This is a genomic window from Micromonospora sp. NPDC005707 (assembly GCF_040631005.1).
Taxonomy (GTDB): Bacteria; Actinomycetota; Actinomycetes; order Mycobacteriales; family Micromonosporaceae; genus Micromonospora.
Map to the genome: position 1 here is coordinate 535,805 of NZ_JBEXYR010000001.1, position 20,102 is coordinate 555,906.

Sequence of the window (20,102 nt, forward strand, 5' to 3'; positions counted from 1 at the left end):
AAGCCTAGTCAGCCCCCGGTGCCGCCGCCAGAGCCGATCGGCGTCGGTCACCGCCCCGGCGGGCCAGGGTGCACGGGGTCGGCGCGACGGTAGAGGGAGACCAGGACGCCGTAGCGGGGCTGGTCCGGTCCGGCCTCCTCGGCCTCGCCGACGAGCACGTCCAGGGTGGACCGGAGCCGCTCGGCCTGCGCCGGGGTGAGCCGCAGGTGGCGCAGGTGCAGCAACGGGTCGGGGTCGTGGGCCAGTTCCTCGGCGACCGCGCCGAACAGCGCGCCGGTGGCGCCGGCGTCGCCGGTCTCGCCGACCAGTCGGCGGAAGGCCCGTTCGTGGTACTGCTCGGTGCCGCCGCGGACCTGGCGGGTGTGCGCGACCCGGACCATGCCGGCGTCGGTGAGCACCTTGAGGTGGTGGGCGACCGTGCCCTTGGCCGCGCCGAGGCCGGTGGCGAGCTGGCTGATGGTGGCCGGCCCGGATCCGAGTGCGAAGAGCAGCCGGTGCCGGAACGGGTGGGCCAGCGCCTTGAAGTGGGCCGCGGTGCGGACCTCCAGTTCGGTCTCGTGGTTCACCGCTAAAGCGTCTAATTCTCTTGACGCTTTGTCAACCGGCCTGCTCTACTCGGGACATGCGCCAGGACGAGATCACCGACATTGTCGAGCGGGCCGCCAAACTTGTGGCCGAGCAGTACGTCTTTCCGGAGGTGGCCGGCCGGATCGCCGCGCACCTCGGCGACCGGCTCCGGGAGGGGGCGTACGCGGGGGCGGCCGACGCGGCGGCCCTCGGCGCGCTGGTCACCACCGACCTCCAGGCCGCCAACGGGGACCTGCACCTGCGGCTCAAGCACCACGAGACGCCGCTGGCCGATGTCGCCGACGACCCGGCCGAAGCGCAGTTCGTCCAGCTCGCCGCGCTGACCATGGGTGGCGTGGCCCGGGTGGAGCGGCTGCCCGGCAACGTCGGGCTGCTGGAGATCGCGCCCTACCTCTTCCCGCCGCACCTCGCCGGCGACCTCGTGACCGCCGCGCTGCGGCTGCTCGCCGGCACCGACGCGCTCCTGCTCGACCTGCGCGGCAACCGGGGCGGCAGCCCCGACATGGTGGCCCTGGTCTGCGGCTGGTTCTTCGCCGAGCCGACCCACCTGCACACCATGCACGAGCGGGCCGGGACCACCCACCAGTACTGGTCCGCCGCCTGGCTGCCCGTGCCCCGCTACGCGCCCGACAAGCCGGTGCTCGTGCTCACCGGCCCGGAGACGTTCTCCGGCGGCGAGGAGCTGGCGTACGACCTCCAGCAGCTCGGCCGGGCCACCGTGGTCGGCGAGCGGACCCGGGGCGGGGCGCACCCGCGGGTCGGGCACCGCCTGCACCCGCACCTGGAGCTGACCGTGCCGGTGGCCCGGCCGGTCAACGCGGCGAGCGGCACCAACTGGGAGGGCTGCGGGGTCGCCCCCGACGTCGAGACGCCGGCCGGGGCGGCGCGCGACGTCGCGTACCGGAAGGCGCTGGAGGCCCTGCTGGCGGCGGACCCGCGGCGGCCGACGGCGGCCGAGGCGCGCGAGACCCTGGCCGCCCTCGCCTGATGTCGCGGGCGGGCCGCCCGGGCTCGCGTCAGGACCAGTCCTCGGCCGCGTCGGCGGCCGGGACCGGGTCCGCGGGGGCGGGCGCCGTGGTGGGAGGGCCGCCGTGGGTCCACGGCGTCTCCTCCGGGGCCGGGAAGGCGCCGGCCGGCAGGAAGCCGTCCGACAGGGTGGTGAGGCAGAGCCGCTCCCCCACCTCCGGCACGCTGCCCGGCGCGGCGGTCAGCCCCCGGCCCATCCCGCCGGAGAGCTCCAGCACCACCTCGGTCTTGCCGTCCGCGGCCGGGGTCACGAAGACCACCTTCGCCTTCTGGCCCGGCCGGGCCGGGGAGTAGAGCGTCGCGCCGACCGGGACGAGCACCGGCTCGGTGGTGACCACCTGGATCCGCGGACGCAGCACCGGGCGCTTGCCGGTGTCGTCGACCCGCTTCGGGTCGGCCAGGGTCACGTCACCGACGAACGCCTCCCCGGCCAGCCGGTGCTCGGCCATGACCAGCGGATCGTCGTAGGCGCGCTGCACGGCGTAGGAGGCGAGCGCCCGCTCCAGCCGGTGCAGGCGCGTCGCCGCGGCCACCGCGCCGTCCCGGCGCGGCTGCGGGCCACCACCGGCGTCGACGTGCTCGGCGTGCGCCGTGAAGGCGTCCCGGTCGCCGTCCCAGCGGCCGGCCACCCGCGCCCCGGCGGGCAGCGCGCGGAGCAACCCGACACCGCGCCACATCAGCTCCCAGGTGGGCGTCAGCTGGTCACGCAGCAGCCGCCCCAGCTCCGCGTACGCGGTCGCGCGGGCCACCGGGTCGTCCTCGGCGCGGGTGTACGCCTCGATGGCCGGCGCGAGCCGGTGGTTGTCGAAGTCCGGGTCGGTGGCCGGACCGGCCGGCGGGCAACGCGTCGGGTCCTCGGCGCGGGCGGCCGCCTCGGCGCCGGTCAGCCCGGGCGGCGGGTCGAGCCAGCCCAGCAGCGCCGGCAGGTGCAGGTCCTCCACGGCGCTCTGCCCGGTCGCCCAGTGCAGGGTCAGCGCGTCGGTCAGCGCCACGAGCGCCGCCGAGCCGGGGTGCTCGGCGCGCTCGGCGAAGAAGGTAAGCCACCGGCCGAGCAGCGGCACCGACGGGTGCACCGGGTACTCGCCGTCGGGCCGGCGGAACCGGGTGGAGCGGCCGAACAGCCGCAGGAACGTGATCCCGGCCGGGTTCGGCACCAGCACCTGCGGGGCGTCGACGTAGCGGTGCCGGACGTCCCGGCCCCGGTCGACCGGCACCGCCTCGGTGCGGTCCCGGAACTCGTCCAGGTAGGGCAGCACGATCCCGGCCAGCTCGGCCGCGAACGCGAAGCGCTGGTCGCGGTTGCGGGGCTGCGGCACCACCAGCAGCCGGGCCTCGTCGGGCGCGGCGCCGACCAGGGCGGCGAGCGGGGCGTTCGCCTCGCCGGCCAGGGCGAGCGGCACGAGCACGAGCGGGCGGTCGGACAGGTGCAGGTGCCGGACGGTGGCCACCGGCTGGGCCACCCCGGCGGCGACCGCCTGCGCCTGCGCGAGGGCGCGCAGCGTGCTCACCGGGCGCTCCGGCCGGGGCGTCGGGGCGTAGCGATCCGGGGTGCCCGGGCGGGTTGCCGGGGCGTAGCGATCCGGGGTGTCCGGCCGAGGGGTCGGGGCGTACTCATGCGGGGTTCCCGGCCAGGGCGTCGGCGCGCAGGCGCGCGGCGGCCCGCAGCAGGGCGGCGGCCTCCGCCTGCTCCGGTTCGGGGGCACGTTCCCCGGCGGCGAGCGCCAGCACGTCGGCCACCTCGGCGACGCCGCCCAGCGCCTCCCGGACCGGCCGGCCCAGTGCGCCGGTGTGGCCGCGCGCCTCCTGCCGGCAGAAATAGGCCAGCTCGCAGGCGGCCAGGCAGTCCGGCGCGTAGTTGGCGGGGACGCCGGCGAGCGCGCCGGCCAGCGTGGCCGGGTCGGCGGTCACGTCGGCCGTGAACCCGGCCGGCACGGCGGCGAGCAGGTCGTCGATCCGCGCCATCCGGTCGAGCTGGCGGCGCAGCACCAGCAACTGCTTGCGCACGTCGAGCAGGCTCGCCACCGGCCGGTTGGCGAAGTCGCGCGGGCAGACCAGCACCACCTCGTGCGAGACGAGGTCCGGGTCCCACCCCTCGGCGGCGAGCAGGTCGCGCAGCGCCAGCACGTAGACGGCGGACTGGATGGCGGCGGCGGCGACCTTGGCCGGGTCGGCCTGGCCGTCGATGATCGGGAACGACTTGATCTCCACGACGTGGAAGCGGCCGGCGAGCCGGGCGGCCACCAGGTCCGGCTCCAGGTTCACCCGGCGGCCGGCGACGTCCAGGCCGAGCAGCGGATGGTCGAAGAGCGCCGGCCCGTCCCCGGACGCCGTGAGCGCGGCGCGGGACCGTTCCGGCCGGTCCTCGTCGCCGCCCAGGTCGGTCCAGGTGGCACCGTCCGGCACGGGCACGCCCAGCCGCTCCGCGACCAGGCGCAGCAGCTCCGCACCCCCATCGGCCTTCACCTGCGCCTCGAACGCGTTGCCCCGGGTGATGGCGAAGCGGGACTGGCCGAACCGGGCCGGGAAGCCGACCCGCTCGGCCAGCTTCGGCTTGTCGACCCCGGCGCCGTCCAGCACCGCGCGGCGGGTGCAGCCCGGGTTGCCGGTCAGCGCGGCGATGGTGCGGGCGTTGTGCCGCCGGGGCGGCACGTCACCCCGGATCTCGGCCAGGCGCTGCGCGGTGTCCGTCATGATCGCCCAGGATAGGCGCTGCGCGCCCCCGCGGCCCGCCGCCGCTCAGCGGCCGGCCGACCGGTTCCAGGGTGAGCGGGGTGACTGGGCGCCCGCCGTGGGCCGGCTGCGGCGGCGGCGCCGGCGACCCGGGGTGCAGGGCGGCCGGGAGACGGTGTGCACCGGCGCGGCCGGCGGGGTGACCGGCTGGCGGCCGATCAGCCAGCAGAGGAAACGCGCCACGGTCAGCCGACCGGGAGGCGCTCGGCCTCGGCCCGGGAGACGTCGTACTGCGCGCCGCAGAACGTGCACTGCTGCGTGTAGCGGGTGCGCACCGGGATCAGCGGGATGAAGAAGAGGGTGAACTTCGTGGCCCGCCGGGTGATGACCTGGGCGGCCCGGTTGCCACAGTTGCGGCAGACCTGGGTGACCACGCCGGACCGGTCGACCTTGGTCCGGAGCCCGAAGATGAAGAACATCGCCCGGCATTACCCCGCCGGGCCCCGGAAATCACCACCAGAAATTTTCCCCGCCGCTGTCCGGATGCGCGCCCGGTGTTCGTCAGGGTGGACAGAGGCACGACCGACAGGAGTGAAGCGATGAAGTACATGATGCTCGTCTGCACCGACACCCAGCCCGACCGGAACCCGGACGCGGCACCCGACATCGAGAAGTGGGTGGCCGAGCGGGACGCCAACGGCCAGCGGCTGACCGGCAGCCGGTTCGCGCCCCCGTCGGCCGCCACCACCGTCCGGGTCCGCGACGGCGAGCTGCTGCTGAGCGACGGCCCGTTCGCCGAGACCAAGGAGGTGATCGTGGGCTTCGACCTGCTGGAGTGCGCCGACCTGGACGAGGCCGTCGAGGTGGCCCGCGCCCACCCCATGGCGTACGCCGGGCGCATCGAGCTGCGCCCGCTGGTGGAGGACTGATCCGGGTGGCCGACGCGGCCGGGGCGGTCGCCGACGCGGGCGCCGAGGCGTACCCGCGGATCGTGGCCGCCCTGATCCGCGTCACCGGCGACTGGACCCTCGCCGAGGACTGCGCCCAGGAGGCCCTCGCCGCGGCGCTGGAACGCTGGCCCCGCAACGGCGTGCCCGACAACCCGGGCGGGTGGCTGATGACCGTCGCCCGCAACCGGGCCGTGGACGTGCTGCGCCGCGCCAGCGTGGAACGCCGCAAGCTGCGCGATCTGGCGCTGCTCACCGACCCCGAGCCCGCGCGACCGGAGGGAGACGTGGTGGACGACCGGCTCCGGCTCATCTTCACCTGCTGCCACCCGGCGCTGGCGCTGGAGGCCCGGGTGGCGCTCACCCTGCGCACGGTGGCCGGGGTGCCGACCGCCGACATCGCCCGCGCCTTCCTGGTCACCGAGTCGACCATGACCCGCCGGCTCACCCGGGCCAAGGCCCGGATCGCCGCGGCGGGCGTCCCGTACCGGGTGCCGACGGGGCCCGCGCTGGTCGAGCGCCTGCCGGGCGTGCTGGCCGTGCTCTACCTGCTCTTCACCCGGGGGTACGACGCCGACGGCGAGCCGGCGTTCGCCGCCGAGGCGATCCGGCTGGCCCGGCTGCTGCACACGCTCATGCCGGACCAGCCCGAGGCGGCCGGGCTGCTCGCCCTGTTCCTGCTGCACCACTCCCGCCGGGCGGCCCGCCGCGACCCGTCCGGCGACCTGCTCACCCTCGACCAGCAGGACCGCGCCCGGTGGGACCGGGCCGCCATCGCCGAGGGCGTCGCGCTGCTGGACGGGGCCGGCGACGGCCCGTACGCCCTCCAGGCCCGGATCGCCGCCGCGCACGCCACCGCGCCGACCGCCGCCGAGACCGACTGGCCGGCCATCGCCGGCTGCTACGACGCGCTGGTCAGGCGGCAACCGACCCCGGTGGTACGGCTCAACCGGGCGGTGGCCCACGGGTACGCGTACGGCCCCGCCGCGGGGCTGGGCCTGCTCGCCGAGGCCCGCGACGGTGGCGCGCTGGACGGCTACCCGCCGGCGACGGCGGCCGAGGCCGAGTTGACCGCCCGCGGCGGCGACCCGGTACGCGCCGCCGCGCTGTTCCGGGCCGCCGCCGACGCGGTCCGCTCCGACCCGGAGCGGCGGGCGCTGCTCCGCCGGGCCGCCGAGCTGTCGCCCTGAGGCATCAGGAAGGGCCCCTCCGCTGCCTGAGGCGTCGGGAAGAGCCCTTCCTTGCGCGGCACGGCTCAGGCGTTGCTCGGCATCTCCTCGGCCAGCCAGATCGGCTGCCAGTCGGCCATCTCGTGGAAGCGGCGCAGCTCGGCCAGCCCGGCCACGGTCCCGGTCCAGGCCGCGTACGGCGGGTTGCCCTCGTCGAAGCCGGACTGCACGAAGGTCAGCTTCGTCCGGCCGCCGGAGTCGGCCAGCTCCCAGGTGCTGACACCGGTCGGCCCCCAGTCGACGGACAGCGCCTTGCCCGGCGTCAGGTCGACCACCTTGGCCGCGTAGCCGGCGTCGAAGCCGCCCATGGCGTAGCGGCCGCCCACCCAGGGCTCGATGCCGATCGGGAAGCCGAACCAGGCGCTGGCCTGGTCGGAGTCGGTGAGCGAGGTCCACACCTTGTCCATGGGCGCGTCGATGAGCAGCTCACCGCGCAGGTCGGCGGAGGTGAAGTCGGTGCGCGGCAGCAGCGGGCGCCCCTCCAGGTGGGCGTTGAGGTTGGCGATCGCGAGCGCCCAGAAGGTCTGCAGGACGCCGCGGATGCTGCTGCCGCTCATCGCCTCCTCGAAGCTGAAGTGGCTCTGCCGCAGGGTCAGCAGGGTGCCCCCGTCCTCCGGCGCCAGCTCGAACTCGGTGGTGGTCTCGACCCCGTCGAGCGTCCAGGCGAAGCGCAGCGTCCGCTCGTCGGCGTGCAGCAGGCGCTGGTGCGGCTCGGCGCCCTCGGGCGTGTGGCGGCCCCAGAACGCGTAGCGCTCGGGCAGGTCGACCTCGGCGTGCTCGGCGAGCCAGACGCGCAGCTCGGCCGGGTCGGTCAGCGCGCGGCGCACGGTCTCGACGGGCGCGGCGAGGCGGGCCCGGACGGTCAGCAGGTCACTCATGGTTGTCGCCCTTCGGGTAGCAGGCCACGGCGAGTTTGAAGGCGTCCCCCTCGCCGCCGCCGTAGCGCGTGAAAAGGTCCTGCAGTGTCGACTGCAGGTCGTGCAGGAACTCCTGCCGCCGCTCGGCGGGCACCCGGATCTCGCCGGAGACACCGATCGACGGCAACTCGGGGGCGGTGCGGTCCAGCGCGGCGACATCCGCCTGGACCTCCTCCATGAGGTCGAGCAGGTAGCCCAGGCTCAGCTCGTCCTGCGCCCGGCGCGCCCCGCCGATCCGGCCGACGAGCCGGGGGGACAGCCAGTAGGACCGGGCGACGGCCTGGTAGATGCCCTCGCTGATGCCGCGCACCCGCCGTTCGGCGACCTGCTCGGCCAGCCCGGCCGCGACCAGCTGCTTGACGTGGTAGTAGACGCGCTGCGGCGTCTGCCCCAGCCGTGCGGCGATCTCGGTGCAGGTGCGGGGCTCGGCGAGTTGCCGCAGCACCTCGATCCGCTGCGGCTTGAGCAGGGCTTCGGCCTGCTCGCGCTCTTCCAGGTACAGGACGTCTCTCATGGCAAAATCAGTTTGTACGTACAAAACTTCTTTGTCAATAGGTTCGGCGAAAGGCCGCGCGGCGTCCGCGCGGCCTTTCGTGGCGAGCTACTTGCCCATGACGTAGGCGTGGGCCGGCGCCTTGACCGACACCGGCAGGCCGTAGCCGGACAGCTCGATGACGACCCTGAGGTGGGAGGTGAAGTCCTTGGTCCGGAGCATCCGGGAGGTCCGGTCGTAGGCCACCGTCGCGATCCGGCCGTCCGCCCCGACCGTCACCTCGCCGACGAGACGGTCGGCGAGGATCTCATTGGAGGGATCCGGCGCCGAGACGTCGAAGTGGTAGCGACCGGGCGACTGCTCGGTGACCGTGGCGCCCGCCCGGTTCAGCACCCGGAGCAGCGCCTCCGGGCTTGCCGAGGCACCGAGACGGCCACCCATCGCCATGTCGTAGTCGAGGCTGTCCTGCCGGTCCGGGGACCGGCTCCACACGATCTTCCCGTTGTCCGGATCCCGGCCGTCCCGGCCGCCGAAGTACAGGACGCCGCCGATCAGCCGCAGGTGCTCCGGGCCCGCCGCGACGGCCGGCCGCAGACCGGTGTACGGCGAATCGAGGTAGCCGGTGGCCGTGGCCGGATCGAAGGCACCCTTGGTGACCCACCGCCGGCTCACCGGCTCCGGCAGCTCGCCCTCCGGCGGGGGCGCGTCCAGCGAGGTGGTGGTGACCTTCACCCGGTAACTGATGTTCTCGCTGGCCGCCGCGGCCGCGGCCAGGCGCAGCTGCGGTGACTGCGGGCTCGCGGCGGGCGCCGGACGGCCCGCGACCGGTCCGGACGGGCCGGTCCGGCCACCGGGGTTGCCGGCGCCGACGGTGAGCGCCGCGGTCAGCGCCCCGGCCACCCCGACCACCCCCGCGGCGTACGCGGTGCGGTGCAGGGCGGTGCGCCGCCGGTGGCGGCGGGTGGCCGCGCCGAGCACGTCACGGGTGAGCGTCAGGCCGGCGGCCTGGTCCCGCATCCCGGCGACGAGCTGGTCCTCAAGGTGGGTGGTCATCTGCGTGCTCCGTTCATGCCGGCGCCTTCGAGCGCCCAGTCCGCGGTGAGTTCACGTAGCCGGGCGAGTCCCCGGGAGGTGGTCGACTTGACCGTGCCGACCGAGCAGCCGAGCAGCTCGGCGGCCTCCGCCTCGCTGCACTGCTCCCAGAAGCGGAGCACCAGCACCGCCCGCTGCCGGGGCGGCAGCAGGCCCAGCGCCTGGACGAGCGCCTGCCGCAGGTGCAGCGCGTCGGTGCCGTCCGGCTGGCCGGGCGGTTCCACCTCGGCCAGCACCTCCGGCCGGCGGCGGCGCAGCCGCCAGCGGTCCACCGCCAGGTGGTACAGCGTGCGGCGCAGGTAGCCCTCCCGGTCGCCGTGCACCCGGTGCCAGTTGCGCATCAGCCGTTCCAGCGCCGCCTGCACCAGGTCCTCCCCGGCTACCCGGCTACCGGTCAGCAGCACCGCCGTCGCGAGCAGGGCACCGCCGCGCTCGGCGACGAGGGTGTCCAGCCCGTCAAAGCGCTTCTTCCGCCACACCGGCTCTCCTTTCGTCGTCACCAAGGACGACGGGACGGGCCCAAAGGTTGACTTCCGGTTGCACGACCAAAGGCCGTGCGAAACGCACGGCCTTTGCCAGCGACTGTCGACAGCCGTTCGCTACGTCAGGGGAAGCCGCGCGACCAGGTCAGTCACCGACAGGCCATCAGCCGCAGGGGCTGGGCTGCTGGCGCACTTTGCAGTGGGCACGTCACAGGTCAGGATTTCGGCTCTGTCGTTAACCAGCGCAGAGATCGAGGACTGGGTACGCCATTCCAGGTCGACGAACTCTCCAGCGACTCCGTCCGCGGCTACCGGAAGTCCGTCGTCCAGCAGATCGTCACGGGTGCCGAGGTAGAGTTTTCCGTCGACTCCCGGCAGTGCGACGGTCGACCCGTCCGGCGAAAGGCCGGACCAGGCACTAGCCAGCCTTTTCGAGTCAAGCTTCACCGGCAGATCACACCGCGGTTGCCGCACCGGCGCGAAGCCGGTCTTGAGGGTGACATGAGCGAAGCACTGCTGTCCGCCTTCGTTCGAGCGTGTGACGACGAGATTCTCGTCCACCACACCAAGCACCGAATCACCCGTCCGGCCAGGCTCCGGCTCGTAGCGCCGGTCTGGATACCAATAGTCGAGGTGGGAGCTACCCGATGCCACCGCAACCCGGACCAAAAGAGCCCTACCCATCCAGTCAACGATGGACGTGCGGGCGGGCAGGATCCACCGCTGTCGATCGTTCGTCTTGAGGCTGAGCAACTCGACGTGCTCGTCCTGCCCCTGCCGCTGGTCGATGACCACCCGCTCACCGGCCCCGTCCACCCAGAACAGGAGCCTAGGCCCGTCGGCCAGTCGCATCGGCTCCTGCTCGTCTCCGTCGCGCGCGAGGAGGAGGACGCGACCACCACTCATGTCCCGCCGTTTGATGAGCCACCCGGAAGGCACCTTCACCGCGACTTCCACGGCACCCCCCGCCGGTAGGATGGTTCGGTCGCCGTTCCGGTCGACGAGGACCGGTCGGCGCTCCGTGTCGTCCCCGACCGGCCGGTCCAGGACGAGGTCAACCGGCGGGGCGAGCACGAGGCCACCCGAGGGCATTGTCACCACCGGGGTTCCGCCCGCATCCTCCTTCGCAGCTCCGAGACCCGGCAACAGGGCCGCCGCGACGCCGACCAGGAGCGCTAGGCAACCAGCAACCACCGCGGGCGCGCGCATCAGCGGCGGCGTACGCAGCAGCGGGCCGTCGATCTCGACACCATCCCCGTGCGCAAGTAGCGCAACCCGTGAGGCGCGCCAGCCCAAGAATGGTCGCGAGACAGTGACCACCGCCATCTCGGTCTGCCCGATCGCAAGGTCGAGCACCTGTTGGCTGATGCCGAGCCGGCGGCCGCCGGGCGATGACGCCGCATCACGTGCACCTACCTGGACGCGACGGAGTGCGATGTTGCCCACGTTGGTCACCTCAACCGCCGCCTCCAGCACCGCCGGAGTGAGTCGCTTTGTCGTGCGTGTGACGGAGAGGCTCAGCCGCGCGAGCGGCTCAACTTCGATTCGAGCAGTCGCCGTGCCCGCTATGCAGCCGTCATGCCGGACCGTCACCTTCAACCACGTGTCCGCGCCAGCCGGCGGTTCGGTCTCGCCCGCCAGGAACACCACATCGTCACTCCACTCACCTCTGGCGGGAACGGTGACCCACGACGGCATGCGGCTGAAGCGAGCGGCCGGGCCAGTGACGTCGAGGCTGACCCGCCGGGCCTCGTGACCGGGGTTGTGCACGGTTAGCCTGAGCCGGAGTTGCTCACCGACGCGCGCAGCAACGCGCTCCTCACGGAAATGCGGATCGGCCCACAGGTCTAGAGGGCCGAAATTGATCGTCTGGGGCCGGTAGTCCAACCTGCCATGATCACCGTAGATGAAAAATGAAGAATCCTCTATCCGCGTGGACGCCGTCGGCCTTGGGCCACCGCCAGGCTGATCCCGATTCGCATTCTCCGAAGCACTCGACAAAGGAACCTCCCGAATGATGCGATGACCACAGGGCAAGGGAGATCAACTGATTTTTATCGGGTATGGCAGGTTAACAGGAGCACAACTGCGAGTCGATGAGAGGCGCATCACCCTGGGAAACTAAGATCCAAGTCCCTTGTGTAGTCTCGAATTGCCCCGGCTCCTTGTATCGTCGGCCTCCCGGCACTCGTCAGCCTCCTAGCCGTGCCGGCCACGGGTCCATCAACCCCTCAGAGGTAGCCATGCTCGACGCGGATGCGGTTTTCGTACACGGCCTCTGGTCCTCTTCGGACACCTGGCGGCCCCTCGCGCAGCGGATCACGTCGGATCCTGAGCTGATCGGGCTTCGCCTGCGGTACTTCGACTACCCCTCGCCGAAGCTGTCGCCACGTGTCACACCACGGCGAGTGCCAGGCTTTCGCGACCTCGGGCAACTCTTCGCGACCTACCTACGGGCACAAGTGGGCCGACGGCCGGCGGTCATCGTCACGCACAGCCAGGGTGGCCTCGTGGTGCAACGTTTCCTAGCCTGGATGTTGAACGAGGGACGCGGTCAGGAGCTGGCACACATCCGGGCGATAGCGATGTTGGCCTGCCCCCACGACGGAAGCAATTACATGTACCGAGTCCGCCAGCTGCTGAACCTTCGACGCCACCCCCAGATCAGAGATCTCGAGACACTCAACATTGACGTCAACGACGCTCAGCGGGTGGTACTCAGACAGGTTGTGTTCGCGACTCAGACAACGTCCCGGGACTGTCCGATACCTGTCTACGTCTATGCCGGCGCCGAAGACAGGATCGTGCCACCCGCCTCCGCTCAGGGCAACTTCCCACAGGTGGAGATGCTGGCCGGTGATCATTTCACGGTCCTTCGCCCGGATGATGGCGGATACTTAACATTTCCTAGTCTGAAGCAGATGATGCTCGATCACCTGGGCGTTCGGGAGGGCCAGCCAACCGACCCCAGCCCACGGTCGCTGAAGCGGAAGCCGGAACAGGATGCGGAGCCGGGCCGGGGCGGCGATAGCAGCCAACCACCCCGGGCCTCGGTCTCCATTTCCAACTGCCACAACTTCATAATGGGTAGTCAAGGGACCATGTGGGTGCACGGACGCTGAGACTCGGTTAGGGCGTCCAGTCGGGACGCAGCGGGTAGCCGTTCTCCCCCTGCGGGCCGTTGTGCGTGGCGAGCACCTGGTGCAGCTGGATGCCGTTGCGCTCGAAGGCCATCCGGGAGCCCGCCATGTAGAGCCCCCAGACCCGGGCCGTGCCCGCGCCCACCTCACCCACGCAGAAGTCCCAGTGCTCGACGAGGTTGCGGCACCAGCCGGCCAGCGTCAGGGCGTAGTGCTGGCGCAGGTTCTCCTCGTGGTGCACCTCCAGCCCGGCGTCGTGGATCTCGCTGACCAGCCGGCCCGGGCCGGCCAGCTCGCCGTCCGGGAAGACGTACCGGTCGATGAACGCGCCGGAGCGGTGCGGGGCCCGGTTGTCGGCCCGGGTGATGCAGTGGTTGAGCAGCCGGCCGCCGGGCTTGAGACGGCTGCGCAGCGCCCCGAAGTAGGCCGGGTAGTTGCGCACCCCGATGTGCTCGGTCAGCCCGATCGAGGAGATCGCGTCGAACTGCTCGCGCGGGGCGTCCCGGTAGTCCAGGTGGCGCACCTCGGCCAGGTCGCCCAGCCCCTCCCGCTCGATCGCGGCCTGCGCCCACTCGGCCTGCGCCCGCGACAGGGTGACGCCGAGCGCCTTGACGCCGTACTCGCGCGCCGCGTGCCGGACCATGCCGCCCCAGCCGCAGCCGACGTCGAGCAGCCGCATCCCCGGCTTCAGCGCCAGCTTGCCGGCGACCAGGTCGTACTTGGCCCGCTGCGCCTCCTCCAGCGTGTCGGTGGGGCTGTGGAAGACCGCGCAGGTGTACGTCATCGACGGGCCGAGCACCTTCTCGTAGAAGGCGTTCGAGACGTCGTAGTGGTGCGAGATGGCGTTGCTGTCCCGGGTCCGGGAGTGACGCAGCCCGTTCACCACCCGCTTCCAGCGCGGCGCGGCCTCCTGCGGCGGGGGCGGCGGGGGCAGCAGCCGCTCCCAGCCGAGCCCCTTCACCAGGGTGAGCGCCTCGCCCACCGGCGGCATCCGCAGCGGCAGCTCGTCCTTCAGCACCCGCAACGCCTCGTACGGGTCGCCCGGGTGGACGCCCTCCAGCCCGAGGTCGCCGCTCACGTAGGCCCGGGCCATGCCCAGGTCGCCGGGGGCGGTGAGCAGGTAGGACAGCCCGCGTTCGGAGCGGATGGCCAGGGTGATCCCGGCGTCGGCCGGGCCGACCGCGCTGCCGTCGTATCCGGTGATGCGCACGGGCAGGTCGCCCGTGGTGACCGCGCGGATCACGTCCGCCACGGTCGGTCCGCCACGCCGGCCCCCCGCCGGCGGGCCGGCCGGGGCACTCGCCGCCCCGGGTGTTCGGTCGGTCAGACTCATGCTCGCGCTACCGCCTTTTCGTACAGTCCGGTCAGCCGGTGGTCCGGGTCGTAGCGTTCCTTCACGGCGCGCCAGGTCTCCCCGCCGTAGAGCCGGTCGAACGCCGCCCGGTCGTAGTACGCGTCGGAGTAGAGCGACTTGTGGCCGCCCGCCTCCGACACCGCGCGTTCGATCTCCCGGTTGACGTCGCCGTCGGCGGCGCCCTCGGCGATCGGCACGCTCCCCCAGAAACCGATGTTCACATAGGTTTCGCCCGGTTGGAGGGGATACAGCGGCCACGCCCGGGAGGATCCCGGGCCGGCCGGCTCCCGCAGCCGCAGCGGGCAGAGCCACACCGGGGTCATCCCCACGGTCCCGGCGAACCAGCGCAGGAACTCGGGGGTGCCGGCGAGCGGGATCTCCACGTCCTGCACCACCCGCTCCCGGGCCGGCCGGCCCCGCCAGCGGTCGACCCGGGCGGCCACCTGGTGCCGGTGCTCCAGGCGCACCAGCCGGTGGTAGAAGTCGCTGCGCCGGTAGCGCTGGGGCCAGAGCCGGCGGACCACCGGGTTCTGCACACCGAACGCCGCCGAGCACCAGAACCAGTCGGTGTCCCAGCGCCACAGGTAGTCGTAGGTGGTGAGCACGTCCCGGGTGCGCCGGCGCAGCGAACGGTAGTAGATGTCCTGGCCGGTGTAGTCGCTCGGCGGGCCGTCGGCCTCGTCGGTGAACGTGGCGAGCACCAGGTAGGCCTCGCCCGGGCTGAACATCACCCCGTCCATCCCGTCGACCGGCTCACCCTCCCAGGAGCCCTTGGCGACCACCTCGGCGATCGCGTCGGTCAGCTCCTCCAGCCGGCTGAACCGGATGTTGCGCAGGGCCACGTAGCGGCGGACCGGTTGCAGCTCGATGCGCAGCCGGGTCGAGTAGCCGAGGCTGCCCAGCGAGTTGGGGAAGGCCCGGAACAGGTCGGCGTGCTCGCCCACCGGCCGGGCGGTGAGCAGCTCACCGGCCCCGGTGAGGATGTCCAGCTCGGTCACCGACTCGTGCGGCAGGCCGTTGCGGAACGAGGTGGACTCGATGCCCAGCCCGGTCACCGCACCGCCGAGGGTGATCGTGCGCAGTTGCGGCACCACCAGCGGCATGAGGTTGTGCGGCAGGGTCGCGTCGACCAGGTCCTCGTAGGTGCACATGCCCTGCACGTCGGCGGTCCGGGCGTCCGGGTCGACCGACAGCACCCCGGTGAGCCCACTGACGTCCAGGCCGGGGGTGCGCGGCGCGGATCGGGGTCGGAAGAGGTTGGAGGTCTGCTTGGCCAGCCGTACGGGTTCTCCGGCGGGCACCGCGGCGTATGACCGCCGCAGCGCGTCCACCGCCCGCTCATGATCACGGACAGCGTGCATGAGATGACCTTACGCCTGGGTACGACAATTCGTGGGATGTCCACGGTGGCCTTTTCGGGGCCGCCCGGAGATCAGCGGGTTACCGTGGCGGGCATGCCCTCCCCCGCGCTCACCGCCCTGGACGCCGCCGGCCTGCCCTACCGGGTGATCCGGCACGGCCCGGTGCGCAGCCTCGCCGAGGCGGCGCAGGCGCGTGGCGTCGAGGTTCCCGACGTGGTCAAGACGATCGTGGTCCGGCGCGGCGAGGACGACCACCTGTTCGTGCTCACCCCCGGCGACCGGGTCGTCTCCTGGCCGAAGCTGCGCCAACTGCTCGGGGTGAGCCGCATGTCCATGCCGGACGCGGCGGCCGCCCGGGCGGTCACCGGCTACGAGCGGGGCACCATCACCCCGTTCGGCGCCAGCACCGCCTGGCCCGTGGTCGCCGACGAGCGGCTGCGCGGCCGGGAGATCACCCTCGGCGCGGGCGAGCACGGGGTGGCCGTCGCCGTCGATGCGGACGCCGCCCTCGCCGCGCTCGAGGCGACCGTGGCCGACGTCACCGACCCGGAACCGGCCCGCTGAACGGTGGCCGCCGCCCGGCCGCCGGCATAGCGTGGAGGGCATGCCGAAAGCCGTCTGGAACGACCTGGTCGTCGCGGAGAGCGACGACACCGTGCTGGTCGAGGGCAACCACTACTTTCCCCGTTCGGCCCTGCGCGACGACCTGATCCGCGACTCCGACACCCACACGGTCTGCCCGTGGAAGGGCACCGCCTCCTACTACACGCTCGAACACGCGGGCGCGACCAGCCCGGACGCCGTCTGGTACTACCCGGACCCGAAGCCCGACGCGGAGATGGTGCGCGACCGGGTGGCGTTCTGGAAGGACGTACGGGTCGTCGACTGAGTCACCCCGTCGCCGGGGCGACTGGCTCCCGACCGTCCCCGTGGGTCAGGATGCCCCCATGGCAGACCCACGCACCGATCCGTCCGGCACCGTCTACGGCGGCCGCCGGCCGGCCCGCCGTGGGCTGCCGCAGGACCCGCTGATGCGGATCGCGCTGGGCGTCGCCGTGGTCGGCGTACTCCTGGGGGTGTTCTTCGCCACGGGCGTGCTCGGCGGCGGCGGCGACGAGCCGGTGGTGCCGGCGGCGGCCGTGCCCACCCCGGCGGCGAGCGAGTCGAGCGCGGCGCCGGCCACGACGGCGGCGGCGCCCACCACGGAGGCGCCCTCGCCGAGCGCCGCGCCCACCACCCCGGCGGCCCCCGCGGCCACCCCCAAGGTGATCCGCGGGGTCCCCTCGAACCTCTGCCTCGGGGTGACCGGCGACGACCCCGAGGGCGCGCACGCCGCGCTGGCCGACTGCACCGGCGGGCCGGAACAGCAATGGGTGGTCACCCCGGTGGCCGCCGACACCTACGTCCTGGTCAACGCGGCCAGCGGCAAGTGCCTGGACGTGTTCGGGCAGGGCACCGACGACGGCACGGACCTGGTGCAGTGGTCCTGCAACGGCCAGGCCAACCAGCAGTGGAAGCTCAACCCGACCGGGTCCGGCCCGGTGCTGCTGGTCGCCGTGCACAGCGGCAAGTGCGCCCAGGTCGACGACGCCGGCACCGAGGCCGGGAGCCAGCTCGAACAGGCACCCTGCAACGGCGCCCCCGAGCAGCAGTGGGCGGCCGGCTGACCGGTCAGCCCCGGTAGCTCCAGGCCCGGCGGCCGACCGCCACGGGGAGGGCGAACGCCGGCTCGTCGCCCCGGCGGCGCAGCAGCAGGGAGAGCCCGGCCGCACCGATCGACAGGGCGCCGGCCACGTACCAGGCCGGGGCGTAGTCGCCGAGCCGGTCGCGGACCAGCCCGGCGCCGGTCGCGGCGAGCGCCGCGCCGACCTGGTGGGCGGCGAACACCCAGCCGAAGACCACCGCCCCCGACACGCCGAACCACTCCCGGCACAGCGCCACGGTGGGCGGCACGGTGGCCACCCAGTCGAGGCCGTAGAAGACGATGAAGACCAGCATGCTCGGCCGCGCGGAGCCGGTGAAGAGGCTCGGCAGCACCAGCAGCGAGGCGCCGCGCAGCGCGTAGTAGGCGCCGAGCAGCAGCCGGCTGTCCACCCGGTCGGTGAGCCAGCCGGAGGCGACCGTGCCGGCGATGTCGAAGAGCCCGACCAGGGCGAGCAGGCCCGCCGCGGTGGTCTCCGGCATGCCGTGGTCGTGCGCGGCCGGCACGAAGTGGGTGCCGACCAGGCCGTTGGTGGTCGCACCGCAGATCGCGAAGCCGCCGGCCAGCAGCCAGAACGGCCGGGTCCGCGCGGCGGCGGCCAGCGCGCCGACCGCCCGGGCCGCCGCCCCGCCGGCCGGCGGCGCCGGGGGCACGACCTCGGTCGCGCCGTAGGCGGGCACGTCCAGATCCGCCGGGTGCTCGCGGAGCAGCCACACCACCAGGGGTACGACCGCCAGCGCGGCCCCGGCCACGACGAGCGCCGCCACCCGCCAGCCGTGATCGCGCACCAGCACGGCGACCAGCGGGAGGAAGACGAGCTGGCCGGCGGCTCCACCCGCGGTGAGCACGCCGGTGACCAGACCCCGGCGCTTGACGAACCAGCGCCCGGTGACCGTCGCCACGAAAGCCAGCGCCATCGAGCCGGTGCCCAGCCCCACCAGCACGCCCCAGCAGAGGATCAGCTGCCAGCTCGCGGTCATCCCCACAGTCAGCGCGCTGCCCAGCGCGACCAGCAGCAGCGCGCCGGTCACCACCCGGCGAATGCCGAACCGGTCCATCAGCGCGGCGGCGAACGGGGCGGTGAGGCCGTAGAGCATGAGGTTGACCGAGACGGCGGCGGAGATGGTGGCCAGGGGCCAGCCGAACTCGGCGTGCAGCGGGTGCAGCAGCACCCCCGGGGTGGCGCGGAAGCCGGCCGCGCCGACCAGCGCGACGAACGAGACGCCGGCCACGAGCCAGGCCGGATGCAGACGGTGTCGTGTCACCCTCCGAGTTTCGGCGGGGCGGGCCGGCCCGGCGAGTGGCCGGAAAGCCATCGTGCGCAATAATCGGGCCATGACTGTCGTGCCGCACCGGATCGCGGTGCTCGCCCTCGACGGCGTGGTCGGCCTCGACCTGGGCACCCCGGCCCAGGTCTTCGGCACCGCCCGCACCGGCGACCTCACGCCGCTCTACCGCGTCGAGGTCTGCACCCCGGGCGGCCGGCCCGTCCGCAGCGCCGCCGGCTTCCAGGTGCTCCCCGACCACGGCCTGGAGCTGCTGGAAACCGCCGACACGGTGATCGTCCCCGGCATCCACGACGGCCCGCCCCTGACCGACGGGACGCTGGACCCTTCGGTGGCGGCGGCGCTGCGCGCCGCCCACGACCGGGGCGCCCGGATCATGTCGATCTGCACGGGCGCGTTCGTCCTGGCCGCCGCCGGCCTGCTCGACGGCCGCCCGGCCACCACCCACTGGGCGTACGCGGACCGGTTCCGCCGGTTCCACCCGCAGGTGGACCTCGACCCCGACGTGCTCTTCCTCGACGGCGGCGGGGTGCTCACCTCGGCCGGGGTGGCCGCCGGCATCGACCTCTGCCTGCACGTCATCCGCACCGACCACGGCAGCGCGGTCGCCAACCGGTCGGCCCGGCGCTGCGTCGTGCCGCCGTGGCGCGACGGCGGCCAGGCCCAGTACATCGAACGCCCGGTCCCCCGGACCGCGGACACCGGCACCGCCGCCACCCGGGAGTGGGCCCGGCAGCGGCTGCACGAACCGGTCGCCCTGCGCGAGCTGGCCGCGCACGCCCGGATGAGCGTCCGCACCTTCACCCGGCACTTCCGCTCGGAGACCGGGCTCAGCCCGGCGCAGTGGCTGCTCCAGCAGCGCACCGAACACGCCCGGGAGCTGCTGGAGACCACGGACCTGACCGTCGACCAGATCGCCCGGCACGCCGGGTTCGGCACGACCGCCGCCCTGCGCCAGCACTTCCACTCCCGGGTCGGAGTCGCTCCGACGGCCTACCGCCGCACCTTCCGCCCGACCCCCTGACCCGGCACCTCCCCGGTCCGCTGGCCGGCCCGGCTCGGTGCCTGCAAGGCTCGGTGGCAGCTCGGTGCGCTGGCAGCTCGGTGCGGTGACAGCTCGGTGCGGCGGCGGCTTCCTGTCGTCAGGCGAGGTGGGGCTGGCGGCGGAGGGCGCGGAGCTGGGCCAGGTGCATGGGGAGATGGACGCGGGTGTGCAGGTCGAGCGCGCGGCCCCAGGGCAGGGACTCGTCCACGTCGAGGTCGAAGCCCTCCCGCAGCACCGTGTCGACCGGGGTCTCGGCTGCCGGGCCGAGCCGGTCGGCGAGGGCGCAGAGCTTCTGGCTGGTGGCCCGGAGCAGGGCGGCCAGCCCGTCCAGGCCCCCGCACTCGGAGACCAGCGCGTCGAGCTGCGGCCGGTGGATGGTCTCCAGGTCGTAGTAGGCGAACGGCGAGCCGACCAGCACCGCCTCGGTCGCCTCACTCATCAGCTCGTCGTTGGCGGCGAGGTGCGCCACGATCTGCTCGGCGCTCAACTCCCCGTCCGGGGGCGGCCCGAAGCCGCCCGTGTCCACCTCCGCGAGCACCGACTCGTACGCCCGCCGCAACGCCGCGGCGTCCACCTCGTCCATGCCCGCATCCAACCCCCGCCCGCGACGCCCCCACCGCGGGTACCCCGCCGTGTTCACCCGGATGGGGGCTTCCGACGTGTCGCGATCTTGGCAAGTTGCCGTTCGCCTCGAACGGAAACTGTCCAAGATCCGGAGACGCCGCTGGCCGGCACCCCACCCCCGGACGCGGTGCTCGAACGGTCCCGAC

Annotated in this window: 21 protein-coding genes; 8 read left to right on the plus strand and 13 right to left on the minus strand. The window is 73.4% G+C overall.

The window, feature by feature from the left end; translation table 11 throughout:
- Positions 1 to 47: 47 nt before the first annotated feature.
- A complete protein-coding gene (locus tag ABZ452_RS02430) occupies positions 48 to 566 on the minus strand; it encodes a helix-turn-helix domain-containing protein (protein WP_357938106.1) in 519 nt (172 codons plus the stop codon).
- Positions 567 to 622: 56 nt separating this feature from the next.
- Here ABZ452_RS02430 and ABZ452_RS02435 point away from each other — a divergent pair, with 56 nt between their 5' ends.
- Positions 623 to 1,576 (plus strand): S41 family peptidase, encoded by a 954-nt coding sequence (locus tag ABZ452_RS02435; RefSeq protein WP_357938108.1) that lies wholly within the window; start codon positions 623 to 625, stop codon positions 1,574 to 1,576.
- Between the two features lie 28 nt (positions 1,577 to 1,604).
- Here the strand turns inward: ABZ452_RS02435 and ABZ452_RS02440 are convergent, their stop codons facing one another.
- The 3 genes from ABZ452_RS02440 to ABZ452_RS02450 form a co-directional block, all read right to left on the minus strand.
- Positions 1,605 to 3,122, minus strand: coding sequence for a hypothetical protein (locus tag ABZ452_RS02440; RefSeq protein WP_357938110.1), 1,518 nt, complete (start codon positions 3,120 to 3,122; stop codon positions 1,605 to 1,607).
- 103 nt (positions 3,123 to 3,225) lie between these two features.
- Positions 3,226 to 4,305 (minus strand): hypothetical protein, encoded by a 1,080-nt coding sequence (locus ABZ452_RS02445; protein WP_357938112.1) that lies wholly within the window; start codon positions 4,303 to 4,305, stop codon positions 3,226 to 3,228.
- A 224-nt stretch (positions 4,306 to 4,529) separates the two neighbouring features.
- Positions 4,530 to 4,763 carry a zinc-ribbon domain-containing protein gene (locus tag ABZ452_RS02450; RefSeq protein ID WP_151465241.1) on the minus strand — a complete coding sequence of 78 codons (234 nt, stop codon included), beginning with the start codon at positions 4,761 to 4,763 and terminating at the stop codon, positions 4,530 to 4,532.
- Positions 4,764 to 4,892: 129 nt separating this feature from the next.
- On the opposite strand from ABZ452_RS02450, the gene ABZ452_RS02455 reads away from it, so the two are divergent.
- Both ABZ452_RS02455 and ABZ452_RS02460 read left to right on the plus strand, forming a co-directional pair.
- On the plus strand, positions 4,893 to 5,213 hold the full coding sequence (locus tag ABZ452_RS02455) for a YciI family protein (protein ID WP_239543214.1): 321 nt from the start codon (positions 4,893 to 4,895) through the stop codon (positions 5,211 to 5,213).
- Between the two features lie 5 nt (positions 5,214 to 5,218).
- Entirely contained in the window at positions 5,219 to 6,421 is a 1,203-nt protein-coding gene (locus tag ABZ452_RS02460; protein ID WP_357938114.1) for a sigma-70 family RNA polymerase sigma factor, read from the plus strand.
- 65 nt (positions 6,422 to 6,486) lie between these two features.
- Here ABZ452_RS02460 and ABZ452_RS02465 read toward each other — a convergent pair whose 3' ends face one another.
- The 5 genes from ABZ452_RS02465 to ABZ452_RS02485 form a co-directional block, all read right to left on the minus strand.
- Entirely contained in the window at positions 6,487 to 7,338 is an 852-nt protein-coding gene (locus ABZ452_RS02465; protein ID WP_357938116.1) for an SRPBCC domain-containing protein, read from the minus strand.
- Positions 7,331 to 7,891, minus strand: coding sequence for a helix-turn-helix domain-containing protein (locus ABZ452_RS02470; protein WP_357938118.1), 561 nt, complete (start codon positions 7,889 to 7,891; stop codon positions 7,331 to 7,333). The genes ABZ452_RS02465 and ABZ452_RS02470 overlap by 8 nt, the downstream gene beginning before the upstream one ends.
- An 87-nt stretch (positions 7,892 to 7,978) precedes the next feature.
- Positions 7,979 to 8,923 carry a hypothetical protein gene (locus tag ABZ452_RS02475; RefSeq protein ID WP_357938120.1) on the minus strand — a complete coding sequence of 315 codons (945 nt, stop codon included), beginning with the start codon at positions 8,921 to 8,923 and terminating at the stop codon, positions 7,979 to 7,981.
- Complete coding sequence (locus ABZ452_RS02480; RefSeq protein WP_357938122.1) at positions 8,920 to 9,441, minus strand: SigE family RNA polymerase sigma factor; 522 nt, start codon at positions 9,439 to 9,441, stop codon at positions 8,920 to 8,922. Before ABZ452_RS02480 ends, ABZ452_RS02475 begins: the two co-directional genes overlap by 4 nt.
- Positions 9,442 to 9,561: 120 nt before the next feature.
- Complete coding sequence (locus tag ABZ452_RS02485) at positions 9,562 to 11,331, minus strand: hypothetical protein (RefSeq protein WP_357938124.1); 1,770 nt, start codon at positions 11,329 to 11,331, stop codon at positions 9,562 to 9,564.
- Between the two features lie 356 nt (positions 11,332 to 11,687).
- Here ABZ452_RS02485 and ABZ452_RS02490 point away from each other — a divergent pair, with 356 nt between their 5' ends.
- Positions 11,688 to 12,566 (plus strand): alpha/beta hydrolase, encoded by an 879-nt coding sequence (locus tag ABZ452_RS02490; RefSeq protein ID WP_357938126.1) that lies wholly within the window; start codon positions 11,688 to 11,690, stop codon positions 12,564 to 12,566.
- Between the two features lie 7 nt (positions 12,567 to 12,573).
- On the opposite strand, the gene ABZ452_RS02495 is transcribed toward ABZ452_RS02490, so the two are convergent.
- Positions 12,574 to 13,917: a class I SAM-dependent methyltransferase gene (locus ABZ452_RS02495; protein ID WP_357938128.1), complete on the minus strand. Its 1,344-nt coding sequence runs from the start codon at positions 13,915 to 13,917 to the stop codon at positions 12,574 to 12,576.
- On the minus strand, positions 13,914 to 15,299 hold the full coding sequence (locus ABZ452_RS02500; protein ID WP_357938130.1) for an FAD-binding oxidoreductase: 1,386 nt from the start codon (positions 15,297 to 15,299) through the stop codon (positions 13,914 to 13,916). The genes ABZ452_RS02495 and ABZ452_RS02500 overlap by 4 nt, the downstream gene beginning before the upstream one ends.
- 93 nt (positions 15,300 to 15,392) lie before the next feature.
- On the opposite strand from ABZ452_RS02500, the gene ABZ452_RS02505 reads away from it, so the two are divergent.
- Genes ABZ452_RS02505 through ABZ452_RS02515 form a run of 3 tightly spaced genes read left to right on the plus strand, consistent with a single transcriptional unit; the run spans position 15,393 to position 16,966 of the window.
- Positions 15,393 to 15,863, plus strand: coding sequence for a YbaK/EbsC family protein (locus tag ABZ452_RS02505; protein WP_357938132.1), 471 nt, complete (start codon positions 15,393 to 15,395; stop codon positions 15,861 to 15,863).
- Between the two features lie 40 nt (positions 15,864 to 15,903).
- Positions 15,904 to 16,188, plus strand: a complete 285-nt coding sequence (locus ABZ452_RS02510) for a DUF427 domain-containing protein (protein ID WP_313722905.1) — start codon at positions 15,904 to 15,906, stop codon at positions 16,186 to 16,188.
- Positions 16,189 to 16,246: 58 nt separating this feature from the next.
- Positions 16,247 to 16,966, plus strand: coding sequence for an RICIN domain-containing protein (locus tag ABZ452_RS02515; RefSeq protein ID WP_357938135.1), 720 nt, complete (start codon positions 16,247 to 16,249; stop codon positions 16,964 to 16,966).
- Between the two features lie 4 nt (positions 16,967 to 16,970).
- On the opposite strand, the gene ABZ452_RS02520 is transcribed toward ABZ452_RS02515, so the two are convergent.
- On the minus strand, positions 16,971 to 18,266 hold the full coding sequence (locus ABZ452_RS02520; RefSeq protein ID WP_357938137.1) for an MFS transporter: 1,296 nt from the start codon (positions 18,264 to 18,266) through the stop codon (positions 16,971 to 16,973).
- A gap of 70 nt (positions 18,267 to 18,336) precedes the next feature.
- Here ABZ452_RS02520 and ABZ452_RS02525 point away from each other — a divergent pair, with 70 nt between their 5' ends.
- A complete protein-coding gene (locus tag ABZ452_RS02525; protein ID WP_357938139.1) occupies positions 18,337 to 19,311 on the plus strand; it encodes a helix-turn-helix domain-containing protein in 975 nt (324 codons plus the stop codon).
- 118 nt (positions 19,312 to 19,429) lie between these two features.
- On the opposite strand, the gene ABZ452_RS02530 is transcribed toward ABZ452_RS02525, so the two are convergent.
- Positions 19,430 to 19,906, minus strand: a complete 477-nt coding sequence (locus ABZ452_RS02530) for a hypothetical protein (RefSeq protein ID WP_357938182.1) — start codon at positions 19,904 to 19,906, stop codon at positions 19,430 to 19,432.
- Positions 19,907 to 20,102: the final 196 nt, after the last annotated feature.

What these genes read in the sequence shown, in the direction of transcription:
- ABZ452_RS02435 (WP_357938108.1), top strand. Translation starts at nt 623, where the DNA reads ATGCGCCAGGACGAGATCACCGACATTGTCGAGCGGGCCGCCAAACTT.
- ABZ452_RS02490 (WP_357938126.1), top strand. Translation starts at nt 11,688, where the DNA reads ATGCTCGACGCGGATGCGGTTTTCGTACACGGCCTCTGGTCCTCTTCG.
- ABZ452_RS02470 (WP_357938118.1), bottom strand. Translation starts at nt 7,891, where the DNA reads ATGAGAGACGTCCTGTACCTGGAAGAGCGCGAGCAGGCCGAAGCCCTG.
- ABZ452_RS02455 (WP_239543214.1), top strand. Translation starts at nt 4,893, where the DNA reads ATGATGCTCGTCTGCACCGACACCCAGCCCGACCGGAACCCGGACGCG.
- ABZ452_RS02450 (WP_151465241.1), bottom strand. Translation starts at nt 4,763, where the DNA reads ATGTTCTTCATCTTCGGGCTCCGGACCAAGGTCGACCGGTCCGGCGTG.
- ABZ452_RS02510 (WP_313722905.1), top strand. Translation starts at nt 15,904, where the DNA reads ATGCCGAAAGCCGTCTGGAACGACCTGGTCGTCGCGGAGAGCGACGAC.
- ABZ452_RS02500 (WP_357938130.1), bottom strand. Translation starts at nt 15,299, where the DNA reads ATGCACGCTGTCCGTGATCATGAGCGGGCGGTGGACGCGCTGCGGCGG.
- ABZ452_RS02505 (WP_357938132.1), top strand. Translation starts at nt 15,393, where the DNA reads ATGCCCTCCCCCGCGCTCACCGCCCTGGACGCCGCCGGCCTGCCCTAC.
- ABZ452_RS02515 (WP_357938135.1), top strand. Translation starts at nt 16,247, where the DNA reads ATGGCAGACCCACGCACCGATCCGTCCGGCACCGTCTACGGCGGCCGC.
- ABZ452_RS02445 (WP_357938112.1), bottom strand. Translation starts at nt 4,305, where the DNA reads ATGACGGACACCGCGCAGCGCCTGGCCGAGATCCGGGGTGACGTGCCG.
- ABZ452_RS02475 (WP_357938120.1), bottom strand. Translation starts at nt 8,923, where the DNA reads ATGACCACCCACCTTGAGGACCAGCTCGTCGCCGGGATGCGGGACCAG.
- ABZ452_RS02495 (WP_357938128.1), bottom strand. Translation starts at nt 13,917, where the DNA reads ATGAGTCTGACCGACCGAACACCCGGGGCGGCGAGTGCCCCGGCCGGC.
- ABZ452_RS02525 (WP_357938139.1), top strand. Translation starts at nt 18,337, where the DNA reads ATGACTGTCGTGCCGCACCGGATCGCGGTGCTCGCCCTCGACGGCGTG.
- ABZ452_RS02465 (WP_357938116.1), bottom strand. Translation starts at nt 7,338, where the DNA reads ATGAGTGACCTGCTGACCGTCCGGGCCCGCCTCGCCGCGCCCGTCGAG.